Annotated in this window: 17 protein-coding genes; 3 read left to right on the forward strand and 14 right to left on the reverse strand. The window is 65.3% G+C overall.

The features are described from left to right. Positions 1–6: 6 nt before the first annotated feature. Entirely contained in the window at positions 7–564 is a 558-nt protein-coding gene (rfbC, locus tag OU994_RS00290; protein WP_281609156.1) for a dTDP-4-dehydrorhamnose 3,5-epimerase, read from the forward strand. Continuing rightward, positions 561–1,451: an NAD(P)-dependent oxidoreductase gene (locus OU994_RS00295; protein WP_281609157.1), complete on the forward strand. Its 891-nt coding sequence runs from the start codon at positions 561–563 to the stop codon at positions 1,449–1,451. The genes rfbC and OU994_RS00295 overlap by 4 nt, the downstream gene beginning before the upstream one ends. Positions 1,452–1,578: 127 nt before the next feature. On the opposite strand, the gene OU994_RS00300 is transcribed toward OU994_RS00295, so the two are convergent. From OU994_RS00300 to pseB, 10 genes are read right to left on the reverse strand one after another with little or no spacing between them, the layout of a single operon-like run. Continuing rightward, entirely contained in the window at positions 1,579–2,355 is a 777-nt protein-coding gene (locus OU994_RS00300; RefSeq protein ID WP_281609158.1) for a glycosyltransferase, read from the reverse strand. Between the two features lie 7 nt (positions 2,356–2,362). Then, entirely contained in the window at positions 2,363–3,568 is a 1,206-nt protein-coding gene (locus OU994_RS00305) for an N-acetyl sugar amidotransferase (RefSeq protein WP_281609159.1), read from the reverse strand. A gap of 10 nt (positions 3,569–3,578) precedes the next feature. Continuing rightward, positions 3,579–4,388 (reverse strand): imidazole glycerol phosphate synthase subunit HisF, encoded by an 810-nt coding sequence (gene hisF / locus OU994_RS00310; RefSeq protein WP_281609160.1) that lies wholly within the window; start codon positions 4,386–4,388, stop codon positions 3,579–3,581. Beyond that, on the reverse strand, positions 4,385–4,999 hold the full coding sequence (hisH, locus tag OU994_RS00315; protein WP_281609161.1) for an imidazole glycerol phosphate synthase subunit HisH: 615 nt from the start codon (positions 4,997–4,999) through the stop codon (positions 4,385–4,387). The genes hisF and hisH overlap by 4 nt, the downstream gene beginning before the upstream one ends. A gap of 9 nt (positions 5,000–5,008) precedes the next feature. Further along, on the reverse strand, positions 5,009–6,052 hold the full coding sequence (gene pseI, locus OU994_RS00320) for a pseudaminic acid synthase (RefSeq protein WP_281609162.1): 1,044 nt from the start codon (positions 6,050–6,052) through the stop codon (positions 5,009–5,011). 12 nt (positions 6,053–6,064) lie between these two features. Next, positions 6,065–6,634, reverse strand: coding sequence for a UDP-4-amino-4,6-dideoxy-N-acetyl-beta-L-altrosamine N-acetyltransferase (gene pseH, locus OU994_RS00325; protein ID WP_281609163.1), 570 nt, complete (start codon positions 6,632–6,634; stop codon positions 6,065–6,067). Next, positions 6,627–7,730 (reverse strand): UDP-2,4-diacetamido-2,4,6-trideoxy-beta-L-altropyranose hydrolase, encoded by a 1,104-nt coding sequence (gene pseG / locus OU994_RS00330; protein WP_281609164.1) that lies wholly within the window; start codon positions 7,728–7,730, stop codon positions 6,627–6,629. Before pseG ends, pseH begins: the two co-directional genes overlap by 8 nt. Further along, a complete protein-coding gene (pseF, locus tag OU994_RS00335) occupies positions 7,721–8,458 on the reverse strand; it encodes a pseudaminic acid cytidylyltransferase (RefSeq protein WP_281609165.1) in 738 nt (245 codons plus the stop codon). The genes pseG and pseF overlap by 10 nt, the downstream gene beginning before the upstream one ends. Then, positions 8,455–9,606 carry a UDP-4-amino-4,6-dideoxy-N-acetyl-beta-L-altrosamine transaminase gene (gene pseC, locus OU994_RS00340; RefSeq protein ID WP_281609166.1) on the reverse strand — a complete coding sequence of 384 codons (1,152 nt, stop codon included), beginning with the start codon at positions 9,604–9,606 and terminating at the stop codon, positions 8,455–8,457. The genes pseF and pseC overlap by 4 nt, the downstream gene beginning before the upstream one ends. Continuing rightward, on the reverse strand, positions 9,603–10,607 hold the full coding sequence (pseB, locus tag OU994_RS00345) for a UDP-N-acetylglucosamine 4,6-dehydratase (inverting) (RefSeq protein WP_281609167.1): 1,005 nt from the start codon (positions 10,605–10,607) through the stop codon (positions 9,603–9,605). Before pseB ends, pseC begins: the two co-directional genes overlap by 4 nt. Positions 10,608–10,976: 369 nt before the next feature. On the opposite strand from pseB, the gene OU994_RS00350 reads away from it, so the two are divergent. Beyond that, a complete protein-coding gene (locus OU994_RS00350) occupies positions 10,977–13,763 on the forward strand; it encodes a glycosyltransferase (protein WP_281609168.1) in 2,787 nt (928 codons plus the stop codon). A 58-nt stretch (positions 13,764–13,821) separates the two neighbouring features. On the opposite strand, the gene OU994_RS00355 is transcribed toward OU994_RS00350, so the two are convergent. The 4 genes from OU994_RS00355 to OU994_RS00370 form a co-directional block, all read right to left on the reverse strand. Then, positions 13,822–15,141: an HlyD family type I secretion periplasmic adaptor subunit gene (locus OU994_RS00355; RefSeq protein ID WP_281609169.1), complete on the reverse strand. Its 1,320-nt coding sequence runs from the start codon at positions 15,139–15,141 to the stop codon at positions 13,822–13,824. Further along, positions 15,138–17,276 (reverse strand): peptidase domain-containing ABC transporter, encoded by a 2,139-nt coding sequence (locus OU994_RS00360; protein ID WP_281609170.1) that lies wholly within the window; start codon positions 17,274–17,276, stop codon positions 15,138–15,140. Before OU994_RS00360 ends, OU994_RS00355 begins: the two co-directional genes overlap by 4 nt. A 176-nt stretch (positions 17,277–17,452) precedes the next feature. Further along, on the reverse strand, positions 17,453–24,085 hold the full coding sequence (locus OU994_RS00365; protein ID WP_281609171.1) for a heme utilization protein: 6,633 nt from the start codon (positions 24,083–24,085) through the stop codon (positions 17,453–17,455). Positions 24,086–25,213: 1,128 nt separating this feature from the next. Beyond that, on the reverse strand, positions 25,214–25,633 hold the full coding sequence (locus OU994_RS00370) for a hypothetical protein (RefSeq protein ID WP_281609172.1): 420 nt from the start codon (positions 25,631–25,633) through the stop codon (positions 25,214–25,216). Positions 25,634–25,890: the final 257 nt, after the last annotated feature.

The raw sequence follows: 25,890 nt of genomic DNA on the forward strand, positions 1-25,890 counted from the left end.
AACGCCATGGTTTTCTCGCCCACTTCGATCCACGGCTGCTACGAGCTGTCTCCCGGCGTTTTTCGCGACCAGCGTGGCAGCTTCGTCAAGGTTTTCCACGAGGAGCTGTTCCAGGCCCGCGGGCTGGCCAGCCACTTCGCGGAAGACTATTACACCCTGTCGCGGCGTGGCGTCCTGCGTGGGCTGCATTTCCAGACGCCGCCGCACGACCACGCCAAGCTGGTGTATTGCCCGCATGGGGCAATCCTGGACGTGGCCCTGGATTTGCGCCTCGGGTCGCCGACCCATGGCCAGCACGTGATGCTCGAACTCAGTGCGGAAAAGGCCAACATGCTGTACCTCCCGCCGGGACTCGCTCATGGCTTCTATGCGCTCAGCGAGCAGGCCCTGGTGGCATACAAGGTGACCACGATCCATGCACCCGAGAGCGACAGCGGCGTGCATTGGGATTCGGCCGGGATTCCCTGGCCGGACCGCGAACCTGTCATTTCGCCGCGCGACAGCGCATTGGTACCGTTCGACCGGTTCGCCAGTCCGTTCAAATTTCAATCCGGACGTACATGATGGGCGACTCCATTCTCCTTACCGGCGCAACGGGTTTTATCGGCAGTCATGTCGCACGGCGCCTGGTGGCTGATGGCTGGCAGGTTCACGCTGTGGTCCGGGATCCGGCCGCGGTACTGCCTGAAGGCGTTGCCGGGCTGGTTCACGATGGCACCACGGCCGGCATGACTGATCTGATGCACAAGGCCAGCCCGAGGGTGGTGGTGCACCTGGCATCGCTGTTCCTTGCCCAGCACTGTCCGGCAGACATTGTGCCGCTGCTGCAGTCGAATGTGGTATTCGGTGCTCAATTGGCCGAGGCAATGCAGGTCACCGGCGTGCGGCACCTCGTCAACGCCGGCACGTCCTGGCAATACTTCCACAGCGAAAAGTATCGTCCTGTCTGCCTGTATGCCGCGACCAAGGAAGCGTTCGAAGCACTGTTGCGCTTTTACGTCGACAGTGCCGGCCTCCAGGTGATCACGCTGAAACTGTTCGATACCTACGGGCCCGGCGATCCACGGCCAAAGCTGATGCACCTGTTGAAGAATGCGGCACGGGAGAAAACGGCACTGTCGATGTCGCCCGGCGAGCAGTTGATCGATCTCGTCTATATCGACGACGTTGTCGATGCTTTTCTGGTCGCCATCACACGTCTGCTGGCAGGTGTCGTCGGTGGCATGGAAGAATATGGCGTGTCTTCGGGCGCGCCGCTGACGCTCAGGGCGCTCGCGGAGCGCTTTTCGAAAATCAGCAATCTTCCGCTGGCCATCGACTGGGGGGGGCGGCCGTACCGGCCGCGTGAAGTGATGACACCCTGGCAGGACTACCGCCTGCTTCCTGGCTGGAAGCCAAAGGTGGATATCGACCAGGGCATTGCCGCCTTCCTCGACAAAACGCAATCCTGACAGGCCGGGACCGTTTTGCAAGGTGGTTACCAACGGACCATCCGGCATGCGATGCCAGGCTTGACGCGAATGCTTCCCCGCCAGGCAGCGGCGCCTGGCCGGAAAGGAACATGGACTCCTTTGGCTGCTAGCGATAAACCTGAACTGCGGCCATGGCCTGAAAAACAGCGCGTTCCGTGTCGCTCGTGGCCCCTGCGATCTTCGCGTTCAGGAATTCCTCGCGAATCGAGTTCTGTTCAATCCGGGCCGCCGGCACCCAATATTCGCCCAGTGCATTCATGTCCGACTCGCCGCCGACATAACAGAGTTCGAACGGCAGGTAATAGCAGCCATACCGCGCCAGCAGGACACAGACCGTGAAGGTTTGCGGATAAATACAGCGGCGGTCATACAGGAACGACGAATTTTCTTCCCATGCCGCCTGAGCCAGGGTTGTATTGAATACCAGGCCGGACAGGTAAAAACTGCAGTAGTGGAAATCGGCCGCGGGAATGGGCACGGCGTTACCGGTACGGCCCCGGTACAGCTGCCCATGGCTGACGAATACGGTACTGGCAAAGGCGAAACTGTTCCCCTCGAGCAAAGCCATCAGTTGCAACAGGCCATCGTGCCGCACCGGATCTTCATCCGACGTGATGACGAAGTAATCGGTGGTGCATGACATCAGCAAGCCACCGATATTCTCGTTCATGCCGACATTGCGGGCGTTCCTGCTGATCTGGATTCCGTGTTCGCGCTTGTAGTCGGCCAGCATGCGGTACGTTCCATCGCTGGATGCATTGTCGCGCACGACGATTTCCACGCCCGGCACATGGTGGATCCCCGCAGCGATCATCGAATCGAGCGTTGCCTTCAGCATGTCGCACCGATTGTAGGTGGGGATGGCGATGGTCAGCGTTTTCATATCGTCGTCACTTCCGCAGGAAGCGTTCCTGCTCGGCCTGGGATAAATGCACTTCGCCGTAGGCCGACGAATCGCCCCAGATATTGTCCTTGTACCACTTGCCGTTCTCGATCCACCACACGCGCGGATCGCGGAACTTGTCGGCGGTGCGCCAGAATTCCTCTTCCGTCATGTTCACATAGTCGAGCCAGTAGTACAGGTCGTCGGACACCACGTGGTCATATTTGCGCACCATCTCGACCGCTTCCTCGCGCGTCATGTAGCCGGTGCGCACATCCTTCGAGCTGTGGTCGGAACCGCGGCCATAGCCGAACTTGACGAACTTGAGAAGGTCGTGGATGCCGTTCTCGTAGCGGTCGTCCAGGTTCGAGGCGCGGCGATAGGTGCGGTCGAACGGGCGCTCCGATTCCTTCCAGCCATACAGGTCCTTCATCAGCTGGGTATGCTTGTACGGATCCCACTTGAAGAAGTTGCCGATGTACAGGCCGCGCACGCCGGTCTTCACGATCGCCTCGTCGCTGGGGTACTTGGCCCACATCAGGTCGTTTTCCTTCAGCGGCTCCTGCGGGTCGTTCAGCATGTCGTACCACTCGAAGCCGCGCAGGCCGTGCTCGTGGCGGACCCGGGCGGAGAACTCGACGAAATCGTTCGGATCGAACATGCCGGAGATATCCCACGCGATCTCGCCCCAGATCATCATCGGCACATTGAAACGCACCGCCATCTGGATCGGGAACGTGAAGATGCCGCAGTGACCGTGCCAGTTCATGTCGCCCATCTTGCGGAAGCACAGCCGGTTCAGCTTCTTCAGCGCTTCGACGCTGGGGCCCATCACCAGGTGGTCGCAATCGAACACTTCGCGCATGCGGTCGCGGTTGTAGTTCCCTTCCGGCAGGTAGTTGTTGCCGTGGTAGGTCACCAGCAGCGGTTTCAGGCCGTATTCCTTGACCATGATGTGGGTCTGCCAGTAGCTGTCCTTGCCGCCGCTGACCGGGATGATGCAATCGTAGTCGGAACCATCCTTGTTGCGGCGCAGTTCCTCGATCTTGCGCTCGAACAGCGCCTTGCGCTGCGCCCAGAAGTCGGGGCTGAGTTCCTCGAACGCTTCGGCGGTATGGCAGGCGCTGCAGATGCCGTCGTCGTCGACCGCCAGGTTCACGGCAACGAAGGGGTAAGTACAGCGGGCGCAGTATTGCATGCGGCGGTAGTTCATGATGGGCTCCTCAGATGTCCAGCAGTTCCGGCGAACGCACGTTCAGGCCGGCGCCGTACAGGTGTTGTCGCGCCAGATATACGCTCTGGTCGCTGTAATGGAAGATGTTGGCGGCGGCAACCGCGTCAACCCGGGTCTCGCGCAGCCCCTCGGCCAGGTGCTCCCAGTCGCCCACGCCACCGCAGCCGATCACGGGAATCCGCACCGCCGAGCTGACCGTGTCCAGCAGCGCCAGGTCGTAGCCGTTCTTCATGCCGTCGCGGTCGATCGAGTTGATCAGGATCTCGCCGGCGCCCAGCGTCTCCACGCGGCGAGCCCACTCGGCCGCGCTCATGCCGGTCGCCTCGCGGTTGCCGTCGCGCCGCACGCGGTGCACGCCATCCTCCTCCAGCCGGGCATCGATCGACACCACGATGCACTGGGCGCCGAACTCGCGCGCCGCCGCCGTGATGAAGTCCGGCTCGTCGATCGCCTTGGTATTGATGGCGATCTTGTCCGCCCCGAGGGCCAGGCGCTGCTCGATGTCCAGCAGCGAGCGGATCCGGCCGCCGACGGTAATGGGCATGAAGGCATGCTTCGACACGTCTTCGATGATGTCGAGCACACTGCTGCGGTTGGCATGCCCCAGGTCGTCGCGCCGCATGTCGTAGGTATCGTCGCGCGAGATGTCGAGGTACACCAGCTCGTCCGAGCCCCACTCGCTGAGGCGCTTCACGGCGGTGACCGGGTTGCCCAGGTTCTGGTAACGCTTGAACTGCTTGCTCTGGACCAGGAAGCCATTGCGCAGCAGCAGGACGGGGATCACACGATGTTTTTTCATGAGAGCGCCAGGAAATTCTTCACCAGGCGCATGCCCGCGCGCTGGCTTTTTTCAGGATGGAACTGCACGCCATGGATATTGTCGCGCGCGATCACGCCCGCGAACTCCTGCCCGTAGCCGGTGGTCGCCAGCACCGTGGCGGGATCGGTCGCATCGAACGCGAAGCTGTGCACGTAATAGAAATCGGGCGCGTGTTCCAGGCCGTCGAGCAGGGGGCTGGGCTGGCGCACGTCGATATTGTTCCAGCCGATGTGCGGCAGCGGGAACTCGCCCGAATCGAGCTGGCGCACGCTGCCGCTGATCCAGCCCAGGCCGGCCGTCTCGCCGAACTCGTAGCCGCGGTCGGCCAGCACCTGCATGCCGACGCAGATGCCGAGGAACGGCTTGCCGCCCTGGCGCACCACGCGCTCCAGCACGTCGAGCGGCAGGCGTTCGTGGATGCGCCGCATGGCGGCACCGAATGCCCCCACGCCGGGCAGCACCACGTGCGTGGCGCCTTCGATGCTGGCCGCGCTGTTCGAGATCGCCACATCGGCGCCCACGGCGGCAAACAGGTTGAACACGGACTTCACGTTGCCGGAGCCGTAGTCGAGGATACAGACACGTTGCATGCTTGCCCCTTAATCCAGCAGGTCCCAGGCCAGCGGCGTACCGCGCGCGAGCCCGGTCTTCGCCTTGCGGCCTAGTACCTTTTCCAGGTGTTTCGGCGGCAGGCCCATGCCGGGCCGGATGGCCCGCACGTTGTCCATCGTGAGCCGCTCGCCGGCCGCGATGTCGCGGCTCACGTACAGCGAGCGGCGATATTGCAGCGATGGCTTCTCGGCGCAGGTCGGCCCGTAGCTGACGGTACCGAGCGACTGCCAGGCGCGCTCGGTCTCGACCACCAGCGACCGCAATTCGTGCGGCTCCAGCGAGAAGGCCGAATCGACGCCGCCTTCGGCGCGGCTGAGCGTGAAGTGTTTCTCGACCACGGTCGCGCCCAGCGTGACCGCCGCCACCGCCACGCCGACGCCCATGGTATGGTCCGACAGCCCCACCTCGGTGCCGAACAGCGCACGCATGTGCGGGATCGTCGACACATTGGTGTTCTCCGGCGTGGCCGGGTAATTGCTGGTGCACTTGAGCAGCACCAGGTCCTGGCACCCGGCGGCGCGCGCGGTGCGCACCGTTTCATCGAGTTCGGCCACGCTTGCCATGCCGGTCGAGATGATCATCGGCTTGCCGGTGGCCGCCACGCGGCGGATCAGCGGCAGGTCGGTATTCTCGAACGATGCGATCTTGTAGAACGCCACGTCCAGGCTTTCCAGGAAATCCACCGCGCTGTCGTCGAACGGCGTGGAGAACGGAATCATGCCGTGCTTGCGGGCGCGCTCGAAGATCGGCGCATGCCATTCCCATGGCGTGTGCGCCTCGTGGTACAGGTCGTGCAAGGTGCGGCCGTACCACAGCGACTTTGGATCATCGATCACGAAGCCCGGCCCGTTGACGTCGAGCGTCATGGTGTCGGCCGTATAGGTCTGGATCTTCAGCGCGTGCGCGCCGGCGCCCGCGGCAGCGTCCACGATCTCGAGCGCGCGGTCCAGCGACTGGTTGTGGTTGCCGGACATTTCGGCAATGATGAAAGGCGGATGCGCCAATCCGATCTGGCGATGCTCGATCTGCATGATAGTCCTTCTCTAGTTTTCTGCGCCGTACAGGCGGGCAAAACGGGGCCGCTGGATTTGCCACTCCCCTGCCAGGATGCCGAGCAGCGCGACGTCGATGCGCTGGCCGGCCTTGATGACGTTCGCGCGCCGCGTGCCCTCCAGCGTGAAGCCGAACTTCTGGTGCATCGCGATGACCTTCGGATTGGTCGCCAGCACCTCGCAATTGAGTTTTTCAAGCGCGCACGCCCCGAACGCCAGGTCGAGCAGCAGGAACTCGACGACGCCGCCGACGCCCTTGCCCTGCATCTCCGGGCTCAGGTAAAACGCCCACTCGGCGCTCCGGTGCCGGGGGCGGATCGCGCTGAGCGATACCAGCCCTTCGATGCTGCCATGATACAGAACAACCCATGCGAGCTGCGCCTCGTTGCCACGCAGGCTGTCGAGCCAGCGGGCATGTTCGTCGGCTGTAATTTCATGGTCCGAATACATGTGCTCGCGCACGGACGGCGCGTTGCGCAGCTCGCGGATACGTTCCAGCCCGGCCGCGTCCTGTTCCAGCAGCGGCGCGAAGCGCACGCTCTGCACGCTGGCCTTACTCATCTTCTGCACCCATGCCATGTTCCCTTGAAGTACCCAGCAATACATCGCTCACGCGGTCGGCACCGCGGCCGTCGATCGTGCCGAAATCGCGCAGCCATCCCGCCGGGATCCCCCGTTCGCACCAGCGCGCCAGCGCATCGGCGATGACGGTCTCGGTGATTTCTTCCGCGGAACCGAGCCATTCCACCAGTCCCTGCCGCGCCATCAGCCGCGTCGTTTCCACCTGGTTTTCCGCCAGTGTCACCGCCAGGCAGGGCAGCCCCAGGCATAGCCGTTCCCAGCTCGTCGCCCCGCCGGCGCCCACCGCCAGGTCGGCGCTCATCATCAGCGGCGCAAGGCTCGGCAGCGCCGCATGCACCGTGATCCGGCCATCGTGCGCGCACTGTTCGCGCAGGTCTTGCAGCGCCGGGTTGGCGGGACCGACGACGATATCGGCACGCAGTTCGAGGTGCCGCAGCGCCAGGATCGCGCGCACTGTCCGGCCGGTCAAGCCATCCCGGTCGACGCCGCCGAAGAACACCAGCACCCTGCGCACCGCGCCTTCGCGAGGGCGGGCCCGGGCATGCAGCACCGCGTATTGCGGTTGCAGCAGCGCGTAATGCGGCCCCACCAGCAGCGTACAGCCGGCCGGCACCAGCCCCGCATAGCGCGCAGCCCCCAGTTCGGTGAGGTTCTGGTCGAGCAGGCAGTCACAATCGTGGCGGCGATCCGCCAGGTCGTCGATGACGAGGATGCGGCCCGCGTGCGACCGGAGCGCGCCTTGCCAGCGCTGGTCGATGCCGTAGTGATCGGTCACCAGCCAGTCGGCCCGCCACGGCAGCGCCGCGATCGTCTGGCGTGCATCATCTTCCCAATGCGCGCCCAGCCAGCGGGCATGCGCCGGACCGGCATCGTCTTCGGTGGCGCCGCCGGCGGGCAGCACGCCCACGGCAAATCCACGCCCTTCCAGCAGCGCCACCAGGTTGCCGGGATGTTCACGGCACAGGAAGACGACTTCGGCACCGGCATCGCGCAGGCGGGCCGCCAGCGTCAGGCAGCGCATCACATGGCCGCTGCCGATGTCGAGCGAGGCATCGGTGCGGAACGCTATGCGCAAGCTGGGCTCCCGGCCACGCCCATGGCGGCACGGAAGGCCAGCTCGGCGCGTTGCCAGTCCTCGGGCGTGTCGATATCGATGGCGCGCCACGCCGGGATCACCAGGCCGCGGCCCTGCTGGTGCGGCGACTGGCCGGCCAGCCACGCGCCGCTGCGGCCCCAGTAGAACTGGCCGGCATCGTAATAGCCGGGTTCCAGGTCCTGGCTGCGCGTGTGCACGTGTTCCGGAAAGAATGGCGCCATGGCGCCGCCGGCGCCGCGCTTCAGGGCGCGCTGCACGGCGGCGGGGAACGGGCTGACGGTGAAGGCATACGCGGCATCGGCGTCGTCCAGCAGCGCCAGCGCATCGCGCAAATCCTGCGGCTGCAGCAGCGGCACGCCCGGATAGATGCAGCACACCAGGTCCGCATGCCAGCCGGCTTCCGCGCAGCGCCGGATCGCATCGGCGATCACGGGCACGGTGCCGGCATGGTCGTCGGCCAGTTCGGGCGCGCGCAGGAACGGCACTTCGGCGCCATGGGCGCGCGCGACGGCGGCGATCTCGGCGTCGTCGGTGGAGACGATGATGCGGTCGAACACGCCGCTGTCGCGCGCCGCGGCGATGGCGTACGCGATCATCGGCTGGCCGGCGAACGGCTTGATGTTCTTGCGGGGAATGCGCTTGCTGCCGCCCCGCGCGGGAATCACGGCCAGTTTCGTCGCAGCCAGTTTCATCGCGGCCAGGCTCATGCGAGCGCTTTCCGCACCGCCGCCACCACCTCGTCCTGTTCCGCTTCGGTCATGCCGTAGAACATCGGCAGGCTGATGGCGCCGGCATAGTATCGCTCGGCGTTCGGGCACAGGCCTGCGCGGAAGCCCAGCTTGCGGTAGTACGGCTGCGTGTACACGGGAATGTAGTGCACGTTGACGCCGATGCCCTGGCTGCGCAGGCTGTCGAAGACCGCGCGCCGGCGTGCCGGGTCGACCTGGATCGGATACAGGTGGAAGGCCGACACGCCATATGCCGCCTGGCGGGGCCGGATCACGGGCAATTCCGCCAGCAGCGTGTCGTAGCGTGCCGCGAGGGCCCGGCGGCGCTCGAGGAACAGGTCGAGCCGCCCCAGTTGCGACAGGCCCAGCGCCGCCTGCAGGTCGGTGATGCGGTAGTTGTAGCCGAGATCGCTCTGCTCGTAATACCAGCCGCCTTCGTCGTGCTTTTCCAGCTCGCCGGCCTCGCGCGTCATGCCGTGCGAGCGCAGCAGCTGGAGCCGGCGGTACAGGGCGGGGTCGCGCGCCATCAGCATGCCGCCTTCGGCCGTGGTGAGGATCTTCACCGGGTGGAAGCTGAAGATGGCGATGTCGCTGAACCGGCAGTCGCCCACCTTGCCGCCGTCATATTCCGCGCCCACCGCGTGCGACGCATCCTCGACCACCCGGAAGCCGTACTGTTGCGCCAGCGCCGCGATGGCCCGCATGTCGCATGACTGGCCGGCGAAGTGCACCGGGATCACCACCTTCGGCAGGCGGCCGGCGGCACTGGCCTGTTCCAGCTTCTCCGCCAGCTTGCGCGCGCACAGGTTGTAGGTATCGGGGTCGGTGTCGACGAAGTCCACCTCGGCGCCGCAGTACAGCGCGCAGTTGGCCGAGGCGATGAAGGTGTTCGGCGAAGTCCAGACCACGTCGCCCGGGCCCACGCCCAGCGCCAGCATGGCGATATGCAGCGCCGCCGTGGCGTTGGCCACGGCCACGCCGCCACCGTCCTGCAAGCCGCAGTAGGCGGCCAGCCCGCGCTCGAACGCGCCGATGGCCGGCCCCTGGGTGATCCATTCCGAACGCAGCACCGCTTCGACGGCGGCGATATCCTCTTCCGAAATCGACTGGCGGCCGTACGGGATCATGCTTCCGCCATCGCCTTGCCGATCAGCGTGCGGATATCTTCGACGCTGAGGAAGACCGGGTTGGTGCCGGAGCTGTACTCGAAGCCGTCGGGCACCGGCACGCCGGTCTCGCCCTTCTTGTTGATCTTGTAGTCGGCTTCCAGCGAGAACGAGATCGACGGCTGGATCACGAAATGGTCGTGGAATTCCAGCGTGAGGTGCGAGTCGTCCAGCGGGCACATGATCTCGTGCAGTTTTTCGCCGGGGCGGATGCCGATGATCTTGATCGGCAGGTTCGGCGCCATCGCCACGGCCAGGTCGGTCATCGTGGCCGACGGGATCTTCGGCACGAAGATCTCGCCGCCATGCATGCGCGCGAAATTGGTGATGACGAATTCCACGCCATCCTGCAGCGTGATCCAGAAGCGGGTCATGCGGTCGTCCGTGATCGGCAGTTCCTGCGCGCCCTCGGCCAGCAGCTTGCGGAAGAACGGCACCACCGAACCGCGCGAGCCGATCACGTTGCCGTAGCGGACCACGGAAAAGCGCGTGGGCCGGGTGCCCACCATGTTGTTGGCGGCGACGAACAGCTTGTCCGATGCCAGCTTGGTGGCGCCATACAGGTTGATCGGGCTGGCCGCCTTGTCGGTGGACAGCGCGATCACGCGTTCGACGCCGTTGGCCAGGGCCGCGTGGATCACGTTTTCCGCGCCATACACGTTGGTCTTGATGCATTCCATCGGGTTGTATTCGGCCACCGGCACATGCTTCAGCGCCGCGGCGTGGATGACGTAGTCGACGCCGTCCATCGCCTGCATCAACCGGGCCTGGTCGCGCACGTCGCCGATGAAATAGCGCATCTGCGGCGCGTTGAACGTCTGGGCCATTTCATACTGCTTCAACTCATCCCGCGAATAGATGATGACTTTCTTCGGCTTGTAGCGTTCCAGGATGGTCTTGGTGAACTGCTTGCCAAACGAACCGGTGCCACCGGTAATCAGGATCGTCTTATTGTTGAGCATTGGCGTGTCCAGGTAATCGGATCGGCGGGATTTGCCGTGGCACTATTATGCCCCCTCGATCCGCCGCACGGTAGGCGGAACAAGCGTGCAAGCAGTGCACTGTTCACCTGATTGGCGGAGATGAGATCAATATGACAATTGATGGATGGGCCAGCAGGAGCCGGTACATTGGCGCGCTGACAAAGGGAGCAAACGAGGTGGCGAATCAGGTGGCAAATCAGGTGGCGCATGAGGTGGCGGATGCGCTGGTGAAAGCGCGGGTGAATCCGCGAATGCGATGACCACTGCGTGCCGCGGTGCCGCGCCGCCATGCCGGGTCTTTTATCGCTAGAATGGCGCGGGTTCCTTTCCCAACTTCGACCGTCGATCATGGCAAATCCAGCAAGCATCTCCTCCGAACTCGCCAGGTCCCTGGAACAGGCCCGCCGTGGCGTTGCCCAGGGCACGCTGCCGCTGGTCGACCTGTTCCAGGTGACCCACGAGCTGCACCAGAACGGGCACCAGGACACGGCGATCCAGCTGTATCGCGACTGGCTGGCCGGGCCGCCGTCGCCGCTGGCCTATGCCGCCTGGTTCAACCTGGCGATCGCGCTCAATGCGCGCGGCGACAGCGCCGGGGCGGAGTCGGCCTACCGCAGCGCCATCGCGCACCATCCGCGCTTTTCCGAAGGGCACCTCAACCTGGGCACGCTGCTGGAGCGGGCCAAGCGCCCGCAGGAGGCGCTCGATGCGTGGCGCGTGGTGGTCGGATACGCGGATCCCGCCAACGCGGCGGAGCGCGCGTTCCTGGTCCAGGCACTGAACAATATCGGCCGGCTGCTGGAGATCCAGCGCGATTACCCGGCCGCCGAGGATGCCCTCACGCGCAGCCTGCACCTCGATGCGCGCCAGCCGGACGTGATCACGCATTGGGTGCACCTGCGCCAGAAGCAGTGCAAGTGGCCCGTGTTCAGCAGCAGCGCCAGCGGCGTGCCCGAGGCCGAGCTGATGGCCGCCACGTCGGCGCTGGGCATGCTGAGCGGTTCGGGCGACCCGGCCATGCAGCTGGCCTCGGCCCAGCGCTTCGTGCGCGAGAAGGTGATCCAGGACGTGCCGCAGCTGTCCGGTCCGGCCGGCTACGAACACACGCGCCTGCGAGTAGGTTACCTGTCCTCCGACTTCTGCTCGCATGCGGTATCGATCCTCACCGCCGAGCTGTATGGCCTGCACGACCGCGCCCGCGTCGAAATGTTCGGCTTCGACTGGAGCAACGACGATGGCTCGCCGCTGCGCGCCCGCGTGGTGGCCGGCTTCGACCAGCATGTGCGCATCCACGACCTGACTGACGAAGAAGCGGCGCGCCTGATCCGCTCGCACGAGATCGACATCCTGGTCGACCTGCACGGCCTGACGCTGGGCGCGCGGCCGAACATCCTGTCGTACCGGCCGGCGCCGGTACAGATCACGTGGCTGGGCCTGCCGGGTACGACGGCGTTGCCGCAGATCGACTACGTGATCGCCGATCCGTTCGTGCTGCCGCCGGAGCTGGAGCCGTACTTCACCGAGAAACCGCTGCACATGCCGCGCACCTTCCAGGTCAACGACCGCGAACGCCGGATCGGCGCGCGCCCTACCCGCGCCGGCTGCGGCCTGCCGGAAGAGGCGTTCGTGTTCTGCGCCTTCAACAACAACTTCAAGATCACCCAGGAGATCTTCCAGACCTGGATGGCGATCCTGCGGCGCGTGCCGGACAGCGTGCTGTGGGTGGTGGGCGACAACGAGCAGGTGCGCACCAACCTGGCACGCCAGGCCGAGCTGGCCGGCGTGCCCGCCAGCCGGCTGCACTTCGCCGACCGCGCGCTGCCGGCGGATTACCTGGCGCGCTTCCAGGTCGCCGACCTGTTCCTCGATACGATCCCGTTCAACGGCGGCACCACGGCCAGCGACGCGCTGTGGGCCGGCCTGCCGGTGCTGACCTGCTCGGACCGCACGTTCTCGTCGCGCATGGCGGGCAGCCTGCTGCGCGCGGCCGACCTGCCGGAACTGGTCACCTTCAACTTGCGCGACTACGAGGAAAAGGCGGTCAGCCTGGCCGGCGACCGGGCTCGCGTGGAAGCGATGAAGCGGCAGCTGGTGGACAACCGGCTGAGCTGCGCGCTGTTCGATACGCCCCGCTTCGCGCGCGACCTGGAAGACGCCTACGAGCGCGTGGCGCTGGGCCGGCGCGTGGCGGCGCCGGCCGCCGAAGCGGCACCGGCCACGGTGCGCCTGCCGCTGGTCTCCGTGCTGATCGCCGCCGGCGAGGATTGCGGCAGCGAGGCGGTGCTGCAAAGCCTGGGCACGGCGCTGGCCCAGCAGGGCTGGCCGCGGCTGGAAATCGTCATCAGCGATGCGTCGCGCGGCGAAGCGCTCGGCGAAGCGCTGGAACCGCTGCTGGGCCGCAGCGCGCAACTGCGCTACCTGCGCGCGCCGGGCCTCGACGCGGCGGCCAACCTGCAGAACGCCTACCGGTTCGCCCAGGGCGAGTTCATCGCGCTGCTGCCGCCGGGCGACCTGTTCCACCCGCAGAAGCTGGCGGTGATGATGGGCTACATGGCGACCCAGCCGAACGTGGGCATGGTGGCCTCGTGGACCCAGCAGATGGATGCGCAGGGGAATTACCTGACGCCGGCCCAGGGCAACGGCCCGCTGTACCCGAACGAGACACGCATCGGCGGCCGCTCGCTGGGCGACCTGATGCTGGCCAACAGCCAGAATATCGCCGGCGGCCCTGGCGGCGTGCTGTTCCGCAAGGCGCTGGCCGGGCCGCGCTTCGGGCATTTCCTGGGCCGCGACTACATCGCACTGCCGGAAGTGGCCACCTGGCTGGCGGTGCTGGCGCAGGCCGACTGCGTGTACCTGCCGCAGGCGCTGAACTATGCCGCGGTGCCGGCATCGAAAGGCCTGGACGGCCGCATCGCGGCGCAGGTGGAATGGCTGCAGCTGCTGTGCGATGCGCACGAGCAGGATGTCTATGCGCGCAACCGCGCCCTGCTGCACGAATCGCTGACCAGCAAGCTGGTGTCGGCGCTGATGTTCCTGTCGGCCACGCACGAGGAAGTCAAGCGCGGCGCCTACGAGCTGGAACGCATCCACGCCGTGGTGCGGCAGGCCAACACGATCCTGCTCGCGCCGTGACGGGCGAGCTCAGGGTTCAGGGCCCTGGGCTTTTGGCTTTTGGCTTTTGGCTGCGGGCTCAGGGCTCGCGGATCGACTCGTCCAGCGCCCGCGTCAGCGGCCACACGATGTAGGACAGCACGGAGCGCTTGCCCACCACGATTTCGGCATTGACGGTCATGCCCGGCAATAGCCGTATGCCGGTGGGCATGTTGCGCAGCTGGCCCTTGAAGGTCACGCGGCCCACGTAGAAGGCGTTGGTGCCCTCGCCCGCCGCGACTTGCTCGCGCTTGAACGAATCCTGGCTGATCGTGCGGATCTGCCCGTCGAGGGCGCCATGCTTCTGGAAGGGGAACGCGTCGAACTTCACGTGCACCGGATCGCCCCGCTTGAGCTGGCCCACGTCCATCGAGTCGATCTCCACTTCCGCCTCCAGCGGCGCGTTCAGCGGCACCAGCACGAACATCTGCTCGGCGCCCTGCACCACGGACCCCTGCGATACCTTGCCCACCTCGAGCACCACCGCATCGGCGGGGGCGCGCAGCTGCACCAGTTCGCGCCGTTTCTCGGCCTTGGCCAGCTGCTCGCGCAGGCCGTCGCGTTCGCGCGAGGCGCTCAGCAGGTCTTCCAGCGATTTCTGCCGCCAGCCCTTGTCGAACGCGGCACGCTCGGCCTGGGCGGACGCCAGCTCGCGCGACATCTCGATATCCTTGTTGCGCGACAGCGTGGCCTGGCGCTCGACTTCCAGACGGCGGTCGCGCGCTTCGAGCAGGTGCATGCGCGCGCCGAAGTTCGCTTCGATCAGGCTTTGCTGCATCGACTCGATTTCGCGCAGCGACTTGACGCGCTCGACCAGCACCTGCTCATCGCGCCGGTTGGTCTCGATACTGGCTTTCAGGCGGGCGATGTTCTCGTCCAGCCTGGTGCGCTGCGCATCGTAGTTGGCCCGGCGCTCGGCGGCCAGGCGCGCCTGCAGCGCGGCATCGGCATCACTGGCACCGGCCGCGCCGGCCGCGCCATTGAGTTCCGCTTCGAGGCGCCTGACCTGGGTTTCCAAACTGAGCAGCCGCACCCGCAGCTGCGCATCGTCGGCCTGCGCGAAGGTGGGATCGAGTGTCGCCAGCAGCTCGCCTTTGCGGACCACCTGGCCCGGACGCACGCCGATGCGCTGCACGATCGAGGTATCGAGCGGCTGCACCACGATATTCGATTCCGGAGTGACCAGGCGCCCATGCGCCACCACCACTTTCTCCACGCTCGACAGCGCCGCCCACATGATGAACACGGCCAGCGCCGCGACCAGCAGCCAGATGGTCATGCGCAGGTAGGGCGGCAGCGGATCGCGTTCGATCGCATCCGCGTCCGGCAGGTACTCGATCTCGGTCCTGTCCTGCTTCAAAGGTGACTTGTTTGCTGGTTCCATAAGTGCTGGTATGTATCGCTGCTTTGAAGCAGTTGCTCATGGGTGCCCGAATCGACCAGCCGGCCGCGCTGCATGACCAGGATGGAATCGGCGTTGACGAGCGTGGAGAGCCGGTGCGAGATCATGACGACCGTGCGGCCGATCGCGATCTTCGACAGGTTCTTGATGAAGATCGCTTCGCTTTCCGGATCCAGCGCGCTGGCCGCTTCGTCCAGGATCAGGATGCGCGGCTTGGCCAGCAGCGAACGGGCGATCGACAGCCGCTGCTTCTGGCCGCCGGAAAGGTTCGACGCATTCTCTTCCAGCAAGGTGTCGTAGCCCTGCGGCAGCCGCTCGATGAACTCGTCGGCGCCGGCCGCGGCCACCGCTTCCATCACTTCCTCGAACGTGGCGTCCGGCTTGGTGACGGTGAGGTTTTCGCGCACGGTGCCGCGGAACAGGAAATTCTCCTGCAATACCACGCCGATCTGGCGGCGCAGGTGCGACAGCTCGATCTCGCGGGCATCGATGCCGTCGAAGCGCACGATGCCATCCTGCACCGCGTACAGGCCCTGGATCACCTTGGTCAGCGTGGTCTTGCCCGAGCCGCTGCGGCCGACGATGCCGACCACGGTGCCGGGCTTGACCGTGAAGGCGGTGCGGTCGAGCGCATTGGTCTGGCTGCCCGGATAGCGGAATGTCACGTCCTCGAACTTGATTTCGCCGTTCAGGACCGGACGCAGGCCGCCAGCGCCGGCGCGGCCTTCCGGCGCCCGGTTCATCACTTCGCCCAGCATCTTCACGGACAGCGCGGTTTCCTGGTATTCGTTGACCAGGCCGACGAGGGCGATCAGCGGCTGCGTGACACGCTGCGACAGCATCTGGAAGGCGATCAGCGCGCCCACCGTCAGCGTCTGGTCGAACACGCTCTGGGCACCGATGACGATGATCGTCACCGGCAACAGCTTGCCGAGGAAGTCCGTGATCGTGTTGCCGGCGATCGACACGCGGCCGACCCGGTAGTGCATGGTGATCGATTCGGCGGAACGCTGGTCCCAGTCGCGGCGCTGGTTCGGCTCGATCGCCAGCGCCTTCACCGTGCGCATGCCGTGGATGGTTTCCACCAGCATCGCCTGGCGCATGCCCTCGGCCTTGTACAGTTCCTGCAGGCGCCGCTGGAACGGCGGCACCATCAGCATCACCACCAGCGCGATCAGCAGCGTGAAGCCCAGTACCAGCATGGCCAGCTTGAACGAATACGAGAACAGCACCGGCAGGAAGATCACCAGCGCGATCAGGTCCAGGCCCGTCATGAACAGGCGGCCGGTGAGGAAATTGCGGATCTTTTCCAGCTGCTGCATGTGGCGCGTAATGATGCCGGCCGTCTGCGTTTCAAAGAAGTCGATCGGCAGTGCCAGCAGCTGGGCGAAGGTGCGCCGCGTCAGCCGCATGTCGATCTTGTTGGAGGCCGCCAGCGTGAGCATCTGACGCACGTAGCCGAGCACGGCTTCGAACAGCAGGGCCATCACGATGCCGATCGCCAGCACCCACAGCGTGGTGATGCTCTGGTGCGTGAGCACCTTGTCGATCACGAGCTGGAAGAACATCGGCGAGGCCAGCGACAGGATGTGCATGGCGATCGCGGCGATGAAGATGTCGCGGAAGGCCGCCTTCTGCTTCAGGATTTCTGGCAGGAACCAGGTCAGGCCGAACGGCTGGTTGGGGTCGCTCAGCCGGTGTTGCCGCTTGATGAAGATGACTTCGCCGTCCCAGCGCTGGGCGAAGTCGGCACGCTTGACCATGACCACCCCCGGATTGCCGGAGGCGGGATTGAGCACCGCCACTTCTTCCTGCTCGGCCCGCACCCCCACGATGATCACCATCTGGCCGCCGCTCAGCCGCGCCATCAGGGGAAATACACCGGTCTGGGCGGTCAACCCCTGCCAGCTCAGCCGCGAGGCCTTGGCCTTCATGCCGATGTCGGCAGCCATGCGGATGATCAGGTTATTGCCGGGCTCTTCGGCGCCAAGAGCGAACTCGTCGATCAACCGCTCGGGATTGACCGGCAAGCCATGATGCTGCGCGATGGCCGCCAGACACTGCACGGTCGTATGGGGGAATTTTGATTGCATGCGTGGAGGTATGGGAGCGCCTGTGGCGAGCAAATTTACCTGTCGCGATTCTACAGGAGGGCTTGCAGGACCGGCGCAGTATTACCGGTCCGTGCGGGGGTAACGAAAAAAAAGCGGCAGACCGGGGTCATGCCGCTTTTCGCGAGGAGAGCCTTGCGGCCCTCCGGTACTTGCCTTTACTTCGGTGCCGCCAGGTAGCCTTGCGACTGGCCGCGGTTCAGGGCCTTCAGCTCCAGCGCCTCGCTGCCCGCCATCGCGGTTGGCGCACCGACCGGTTTGCCGTTGGCATCGAAGTTGCGCATCGCATCGGCCATGCCGACCGCCAGGGCATTGGTGGTGGTGCCACCGTCCAGCTTCAGCGAACCCGGCGCAGTCACCGGTTGTGCCGCCGACTGGTTGAACGCCGACATCGACTGGGCCAGGCCGCTGACATTGCTGCGCAGGTTGGTGGCCGCCGCTGCCGTGGTGCTGAACCACACGTCAGCCATGTCATGCGACTGGCCATCTTCCGTGGTGAAGCCGGACGTCAGGCCGATCGTGTTGCCGTTGCTGTCGATCTGCGTGGACTGGGCATTCAGGTCCAGCGACACGATGCCACGGTCCGCCAGGCTGGTCAGCTCGCCGGCATCGGTGATGCCGTTGCCGTTGCCGTCTTCCCACACGCTCAGCTTGCCGAAGGCGGTATCGCTGGCGTCCAGCTTGCCGTCACCGTTGCTGTCCAGGTCACGCATTGCCGCATAACCATCTTCCGCCTTGCTACCGTCGGACATGGTCGTTGCGCTGCCGAACAGTTCGCCACCGTCGTTGATCGTGCCGTCGCCGTTACGATCCAGTACCAGCAGGCCATCGCCCTTGCCGGTCCAGCCGGTCAGGTCTAGCGTGCCATCGGCATCCAGGTCGAACCGGGTACCAGCGGTCACGCTGACCGTGCTGATGCCGTTGCCGTCCAGGTCCAGCACGACCGGCGTCAGCTGGCCCAGCTGGGCCGGCGTCAGTGCCGCCAGTTGCGTGGTACTCCACGCATTCCAGTTGGTGGACAGTGCCACGATCTGGGTCGTGCTCAGGGCCGTCACTTGCGCATTCGTCATTGCCGACACTTGCGAAGTGGTCAGCGCCGCGATCACGCCGGTGCTCAGGGCACGCAAATCCTGGGTTTCCAGTGCCTGCAGGATATCGCTGGAGAACGCGTTCAGCTGCGACACCGCGATCGCCGAGGCCTGGCTCGTCGTCAGCGCCGCGATCTGCGTGCTGGTGAAGACGTCGAACTGGGCGGAGCTCAGGCCTGCGATCGCCGCCGTACGCAGGGCAGCGATGGCACCGGTACTCAGCGAGCTCAGTGCAGCCGACGACAGCGACAGCACCTGGGTGCTCGACAGGGCCGTCGCCTGGCCGGTGGTCAGGCCAGCCAGCTGCAAGGTACCTGCCGCGCTCAGCGTCGACGCTTGCAGGCCACCCAGCTGGGCGCTGGTCAGCACGCCGAACTGCGCACTCGTCAGCGCCGTGACCTGGGTCGAGGTCAGGCCGGCGATGGCCGCCGTCTTGATCGCACGCAGGTCGGCCGTTTCCAGCGCCTGCAGGGCGGTCGAACCCATCGCTGCCAGCTGGGTGCTGGTCAGCGCGCCGGCCTGCAGGGTCGTCAGTGCGGCGATGTCGGCCGCATCGAAGGCGGTGGAGCCGAATGCGCCCGCAGTGATCGCAGCGATCTGTGCCGTGGTCAGGCTGGCCAGTTGCGTGGTCGTCAGGCCACTCAGCTGGGTGGTGCTCAGCAGGCCGATCACCGATGCCTTCAGTGCCTTGACGTCCTGCGATTCCATTGCGGCGACGATGTCGCTCGACAGCGCGTTCACCTGGTCGGTGGTCAGCGCAGCGGCCTGGACGCTGGTCAGGGCAGCCATCTGGGTGGACGTGAAGGCATCCAGTTGCGCCGAGGTCATGCCGGCGATCGCGGCAGTCTTCAGAGCCGCGACGGCCGTGGTGTTCAGCTGAGCCAGCACGCTCGTGCTGATGGCGTTCAGCTGGGTCGACGTCATGGCCGCAGCTTGTGCCGTGGTCATGCCGGCGATCTGGGTCGACGTCAGCGCATAGTCCGAACCCAGGGCCGTGATCTGGCCGCTGGTCAGGGCATTGACCTGGGTGGTGCTCAGGTAGGCGAACTGGGTCGACGTCAGGCCGGCGATGGCTGCCGTCTTGATGGCACGCAGGTCAGCCGTTTCCAGCGCCTGCAGGGCGTCCGAACCGAGGGCCGCCAGCTGGTCGCTGGTCAGCGCGCCTGCCTGGGTGGTCGTCAGGGCGGCGATATCGGCGGCGCTGAACGCCGTCGAGCCGAAGGCGGTCGCGGTGATCGCGGCGATCTGCGCGGTCGTCAGGCTGGCCACCTGCGTGGTCGTCAGGCCGGTCAGCTGCGTGCTGTTCAGCAGGCCGATCACCGACGCTTTCAGTGCCTTCAGGTCTTGCGATTCCAGGGCAGCGAGGATGTCGCTCGACAAGGCGTTCACCTGGTCGGTGGTCAGTGCAGCGGCCTGGCCGCTCGTCAGGGCAGCCATCTGGGTTGCGGTGAACGCATCCAGCTGGGCCGACGTCATGCCAGCGATGGCGCTCGTCTTCAATGCGGCAACGGCAGCGGTGTTCAGTTGTGCCAGCGTTGCGGTAGCGATGGCGTTCAGCTGGGTCGACGTCATGGCCGCGGCTTGGGCAGTCGTCATGCCGGCGATCTGGGTCGACGTCAGCGAGTAGTCCGAACCCAGGGCGGTAATTTGCGCGCTGGTCAGGGCATTGACCTGGGTGGTGCTCAGGTAGGCGAACTGGGTCGACGTCAGGCCGGCGATGGCCGCCGTCTTGATGGCACGCAGGTCAGCCGTTTCCAGCGCCTGCAGGGCGTCCGAACCGAGGGCCGCCAGCTGGTCGCTGGTCAGCGCGCCTGCCTGGGTGGTCGTCAGGGCGGCGATATCGGCGGCGCTGAACGCCGTCGAGCCGAAGGCGGTCGCGGTGATCGCGGCGATCTGCGCGGTCGTCAGGCTGGCCACCTGCGTGGTCGTCAGGCCGGTCAGCTGCGTGCTGTTCAGCAGGCCGATCACCGACGCTTTCAGTGCCTTCAGGTCTTGCGATTCCAGGGCAGCGAGGATGTCGCTCGACAAGGCGTTCACCTGGTCGGTGGTCAGTGCACCGGCCTGGGCGCTGGTCAGGGCAGCCATCTGGGTTGCGGTGAACGCATCCAGCTGGGCCGAGGTCATGCCAGCGATGGCGGCAGTCTTCAATGCGGCAACGGCAGCGGTGTTCAGTTGTGCCAGCGTTGCGGTAGCGATGGCGTTCAGCTGGGTCGACGTCATGGCCGCGGCTTGTGCCGTGGTCATGCCGGCGATCTGGGTCGACGTCAGCGAGTAGTCCGAACCCAGGGCGGTAATTTGCGCGCTGGTCAGGGCATTGACCTGGGTGGTGCTCAGGTAGGCGAACTGGGTCGACGTCAGGCCGCCAATGGCTGCCGTCTTGATCGCACGCAGGTCAGCCGTTTCCAGCGCCTGCAGGGCATCCGAACCGAGGGCCGCCAGCTGGTCGCTGGTCAGCGCGCCTGCCTGGGTGGTCGTCAGGGCGGCGATATCGGCGGCGCTGAACGCCGTCGAGCCGAAGGCCGTCGCGGTGATCGCGGCGATCTGCGCGGTCGTCAGGCTGGCCACTTGCGTGGTCGTCAGGCCGGTCAGCTGCGTGCTGTTCAGCAGGCCGATCACCGACGCTTTCAGTGCCTTCAGGTCTTGCGATTCCAGGGCAGCGAGGATGTCGCTCGACAAGGCGTTCACCTGGTCGGTGGTCAGTGCAGCGGCCTGGCCGCTGGTCAGGGCAGCCATCTGGGTTGCGGTGAACGCATCCAGCTGGGCCGACGTCATGCCAGCGATGGCGCTCGTCTTCAATGCGGCAACGGCAGCGGTGTTCAGTTGTGCCAGCGTTGCGGTAGCGATGGCGTTCAGCTGGGTCGAGGTCAGGGCTGCGGCTTGGGCAGTCGTCATGCCGGCGATCTGGGTCGGCGTCAGCGAGTAGTCCGAACCCAGGGCGGTAATTTGCGCGCTGGTCAGGGCGTTCACTTGCGTCGTGCTGAGGTAGGCGAACTGCGTCGAGGTCAGGCCGGCGATGGCTGCCGTCTTGATGGCGCGCAGGTCAGCCGTTTCCAGCGCCTGCAGGGCATCCGAACCGAGGGCCGCCAGCTGGTCGCTGGTCAGCGCGCCTGCCTGGGTGGTCGTCAAGGCGGCGATATCGGCGGCGCTGAACGCCGTCGAGCCGAAGGCGGTCGCGGTGATCGCGGCGATCTGCGCGGTCGTCAGGCTGGCCACTTGCGTGGTCGTCAGGCCGGTCAGCTGCGTGCTGTTCAGCAGGCCGATCACCGACGCTTTCAGTGCCTTCAGGTCTTGCGATTCCAGGGCAGCGAGGATGTCGCTCGACAAGGCGTTCACCTGGTCGGTGGTCAGTGCAGCGGCCTGGCCGCTGGTCAGGGCAGCCATCTGGGTTGCGGTGAACGCATCCAGCTGGGCCGACGTCATGCCAGCGATGGCGGCAGTCTTCAATGCGGCAACGGCAGCGGTGTTCAGTTGTGCCAGCGCAGCGGTAGCGATGGCGTTCAGCTGGGTCGAGGTCAGGGCCGCGGCTTGGGCAGTCGTCATGCCGGCGATCTGGGTCGGCGTCAGCGAGTAGTCCGAACCCAGGGCGGTAATTTGCGCGCTGGTCAGGGCGTTCACTTGCGTCGTGCTGAGGTAGGCGAACTGCGTCGAGGTCAGGCCGGCGATGGCTGCCGTCTTGATGGCGCGCAGGTCAGCCGTTTCCAGCGCCTGCAGGGCATCCGAACCGAGGGCCGCCAGCTGGTCGCTGGTCAGCGCGCCTGCCTGGGTGGTCGTCAAGGCGGCGATATCGGCGGCGCTGAACGCCGTCGAGCCGAAGGCGGTCGCGGTGATCGCGGCGATCTGCGCGGTCGTCAGGCTGGCCACTTGCGTGGTCGTCAGGCCGGTCAGCTGCGTGCTGTTCAGCAGGCCGATCACCGACGCTTTCAGTGCCTTCAGGTCTTGCGATTCCAGGGCAGCGAGGATGTCGCTCGACAAGGCGTTCACCTGGTCGGTGGTCAGTGCAGCGGCCTGGCCGCTGGTCAGGGCAGCCATCTGGGTTGCGGTGAACGCATCCAGCTGGGCCGACGTCATGCCAGCGATGGCGCTCGTCTTCAATGCGGCAACGGCAGCGGTGTTCAGTTGTGCCAGCGCAGCGGTAGCGATGGCGTTCAGCTGGGTCGAGGTCAGGGCCGCGGCTTGGGCAGTCGTCATGCCGGCGATCTGGGCCGGCGTCAGCGAGTAGTCCGAACCCAGGGCGGTAATTTGCGCGCTGGTCAGGGCGTTCACTTGCGTCGTGCTGAGGTAGGCGAACTGCGTCGAGGTCAGGCCGGCGATGGCTGCCGTCTTGATGGCGCGCAGGTCAGCCGTTTCCAGCGCCTGCAGGGCATCCGAACCGAGGGCCGCCAGCTGGTCGCTGGTCAGCGCGCCTGCCTGGGTGGTCGTCAAGGCGGCGATATCGGCGGCGCTGAACGCCGTCGAGCCGAAGGCGGTCGCGGTGATCGCGGCGATCTGCGCGGTCGTCAGCCTGGCCACTTGCGTGGTCGTCAGGCCGGTCAGCTGCGTGCTGTTCAGCAGGCCGATCACCGACGCTTTCAGTGCCTTCAGGTCTTGCGATTCCAGGGCAGCGAGGATGTCGCTCGACAAGGCGTTCACCTGGTCGGTGGTCAGTGCAGCGGCCTGGCCGCTCGTCAGGGCAGCCATCTGGGTTGCGGTGAACGCATCCAGCTGGGCCGAGGTCATGCCAGCGATGGCGGCAGTCTTCAATGCGGCAACGGCAGCGGTGTTCAGTTGTGCCAGCGCAGCGGTAGCGATGGCGTTCAGCTGGGTCGAGGTCAGGGCCGCGGCTTGTGCCGTGGTCATGCCGGCGATCTGGGTCGGCGTCAGCGAGTAGTCCGAACCCAGGGCGGTAATTTGCGCGCTGGTCAGGGCGTTCACTTGCGTCGTGCTGAGGTAGGCGAACTGCGTCGACGTCAGGCCGGCGATGGCCGCCGTCTTGATGGCGCGCAGGTCAGCCGTTTCCAGCGCCTGCAGGGCATCCGAACCGAGGGCCGCCAGCTGGTCGCTGGTCAGCGCGCCTGCCTGGGTGGTCGTCAGGGCGGCGATATCGGCGGCGCTGAACGCCGTCGAGCCGAAGGCGGTCGCGGTGATCGCGGCGATCTGCGCGGTCGTCAGGCTGGCCACTTGCGTGGTCGTCAGGCCGGTCAGCTGCGTGCTGTTCAGCAGGCCGATCACCGACGCTTTCAGTGCCTTCAGGTCTTGCGATTCCAGGGCAGCGAGGATGTCGCTCGACAAGGCGTTCACCTGGTCGGTGGTCAGTGCAGCGGCCTGGCCGCTCGTCAGGGCAGCCATCTGGGTTGCGGTGAACGCATCCAGCTGGGCCGACGTCATGCCGGCGATGGCGGCAGTCTTCAGGGCGGCAACCGCAGCGGTATTCAGTTGCGAGAGAGCCATGGTGGACAGCGTATTCAGCTGTGCGGAACCAAGGCTGGCAGTTTGCGTGGTAGTGAGGCCTGCTACCTGGGTAGAGGTGAGACCGCCGGACAGGATCGCATTGTCCAGGCCAGCAATTTGAGAAGTCGTCAGGGAGCCAACTTGCGTGGAAGTCAACGCGGCGAAATGGCTGGAGCCGATCGCGTTGATCGCCGTGCTGGACAGCGCACGCAGGTCAGCAGTTTCCAGCACTTGAAGGTTGGTGGTCGTCAGCGCGGAGACTTGCGTGCTGGTCATTGCACCGGCCTGCACCGTAGTCAGTCCAGGCAAGGCAACAGAGCTCAGCGCGGCAATATTGGTGCTGGTCAGTGCGCGGACTTGGGCCGAAGTCATCCACGACAGCTGGTCAGCCGTAATAGCCTGCATGTCTGCAGTGGTGAGACTGTTAGCAATGAAATTGGTGCTCAGCGCTCGTAGATCGGCCGACGTGTTAAAGCTTTGGATGATACTCATCTGTTTCTCCCTGATGACTTCGATGCTGCGGAATTCTTAGTTAATAAATGGCCGGACTCTGTGTCGGCATTCCTGAACGTGACCGTCGATCCCGGAGCATTCCCGCGAACCGCACGAACCAGATGAGCCACTGCTTGCTGCTGTAGCGTCAAACAACCCCGGAACTTTAGATCCACGAGGCAACATTCACGTCAAATATTTCGCCTGGGCACTCGTCTTGCTATTACTTACACGCAACAAGATTTCATGCCCTCAACTTCGAAGGCGACCGTAGAGGGGCACCGATTAAACCTTCGAACTTGCTTCCGCAGTGACGAAATGCCTGACGGAAACAGGCTCCACTATACCGGAGAAGATTTCCCCAGGGCATATTTTTTTTCCGCTAACGACCGTGCTTGAGTAACGTGCAACCTTGTCGACACCTGCTAAAATATCTTTTTAAATCAATGATTTGCGGAATCGATTTGGCGAGGCCAGGCGAAATTTCATCCGCCTGTCACGTAAACCGACGCTTATTCCTCGTTTGCCTTGGACACGGGCGTTGCGCTAAATCGACACTGGCAACCCGCTATCCGCGGTTAACTGGAAATAGCTGTAACGATGCCGGGCGGAACTGCCGCCAAGTGATGCAGGAATGCTATCGATGGACGAAGGGATGGCTGGCCAAAGTCATGCTGGCGGCATCTTCACAACGGCCAGCCGAGATGGCCATGCTCGCGGCGGACTTGTAAACAAGCGGACTAGTTGCGCGGATGGCAAGAAAATGGTGGCCGATTGGCGCCAATACTAAAGGGCCAACGACTACGGGGCCAACGACTACGGGGCCAACGACTACAGGGCCAATGGCAAGCAGGGCCAATGGCAAGCAGGGCCAATGACAAATAGGGAGCACTGCGAGCGAAGTGTTTTTCGTCATTCTTTTTGAGCTTCTGGAGTGGCCGGCTGGAAGCCCGAAACAACGAAAACGTTCTTGCCTTTCACCGCCGGCGCAATGGTGAAAACATAAGGAACCTGTTCGCCGTCGAGCTCCACGGTAGCCTTGCAGGCACGCACACGCGTCGTGCTGGCATAGCCGACGTCGTCGAGGCTCTTCACCGTTGGCTCGGAAACGCGTTTGCGAAGTGCCGGCGCATCGATCTTGTCCAGGCCCGGGCCCAGCAACAATTGCTCGATGGTGCGCCGCGTACTGTCCTCCGAGCAGCCGGGCGCGGGGGCCGGCCGAAAGATCGCCCATGCCAACAGGCCCGCGACGAGCACCCCTGCGACCTTGAACATGCGCTTGCGCCGCCGCCGTGCCGGTTCCCGCAGGACCCATTCCAGGTTTTCCAGCATGCGAGCCATTTTCGGCTCGCCGGTGGGATTGCCGGCAATCCGCACCTCCGCCAGGCGGTCCGGGCTGACGATGCCTCTTCCAGCCATCCACGCGAGCAGCTCACCCGGCCCCTCGCGACGGTTTCCTCGTGCCCGATCGCTGCCAACGCACGGTCGCACTCATCCTGGGTAATCCATTTCGCTCCGAGCAGCTGGCGGAACCAGACCCGCTGCAGTTCGTCGATCTCCAACACCACGCCGAGCGCTGCCTCGATCGC

Origin of the sequence: Pseudoduganella sp. SL102 (assembly GCF_027856995.1) — a bacterium.
GTDB lineage: Bacteria > Pseudomonadota > Gammaproteobacteria > Burkholderiales > Burkholderiaceae_D > Rugamonas > Rugamonas albidiflava.

Coding starts and splice junctions, on each gene's coding strand:
- OU994_RS00360 (WP_281609170.1), bottom strand. CDS start 17,276: ATGCAATCAAAATTCCCCCATACGACCGTGCAGTGTCTGGCGGCCATC.
- pseB (WP_281609167.1), bottom strand. CDS start 10,607: ATGCTCAACAATAAGACGATCCTGATTACCGGTGGCACCGGTTCGTTT.
- hisF (WP_281609160.1), bottom strand. CDS start 4,388: ATGAAAAAACATCGTGTGATCCCCGTCCTGCTGCTGCGCAATGGCTTC.
- OU994_RS00365 (WP_281609171.1), bottom strand. CDS start 24,085: ATGACCAGCACGCAAGTCTCCGCGCTGACGACCACCAACCTTCAAGTG.
- rfbC (WP_281609156.1), top strand. CDS start 7: ATGGTTTTCTCGCCCACTTCGATCCACGGCTGCTACGAGCTGTCTCCC.
- OU994_RS00295 (WP_281609157.1), top strand. CDS start 561: ATGATGGGCGACTCCATTCTCCTTACCGGCGCAACGGGTTTTATCGGC.
- pseI (WP_281609162.1), bottom strand. CDS start 6,052: ATGCAGATCGAGCATCGCCAGATCGGATTGGCGCATCCGCCTTTCATC.
- OU994_RS00305 (WP_281609159.1), bottom strand. CDS start 3,568: ATGAACTACCGCCGCATGCAATACTGCGCCCGCTGTACTTACCCCTTC.
- pseH (WP_281609163.1), bottom strand. CDS start 6,634: ATGAGTAAGGCCAGCGTGCAGAGCGTGCGCTTCGCGCCGCTGCTGGAA.
- OU994_RS00300 (WP_281609158.1), bottom strand. CDS start 2,355: ATGAAAACGCTGACCATCGCCATCCCCACCTACAATCGGTGCGACATG.
- OU994_RS00350 (WP_281609168.1), top strand. CDS start 10,977: ATGGCAAATCCAGCAAGCATCTCCTCCGAACTCGCCAGGTCCCTGGAA.
- OU994_RS00370 (WP_281609172.1), bottom strand. CDS start 25,633: ATGCTGGAAAACCTGGAATGGGTCCTGCGGGAACCGGCACGGCGGCGG.
- pseC (WP_281609166.1), bottom strand. CDS start 9,606: ATGATCCCGTACGGCCGCCAGTCGATTTCGGAAGAGGATATCGCCGCC.
- pseF (WP_281609165.1), bottom strand. CDS start 8,458: ATGAGCCTGGCCGCGATGAAACTGGCTGCGACGAAACTGGCCGTGATT.
- hisH (WP_281609161.1), bottom strand. CDS start 4,999: ATGCAACGTGTCTGTATCCTCGACTACGGCTCCGGCAACGTGAAGTCC.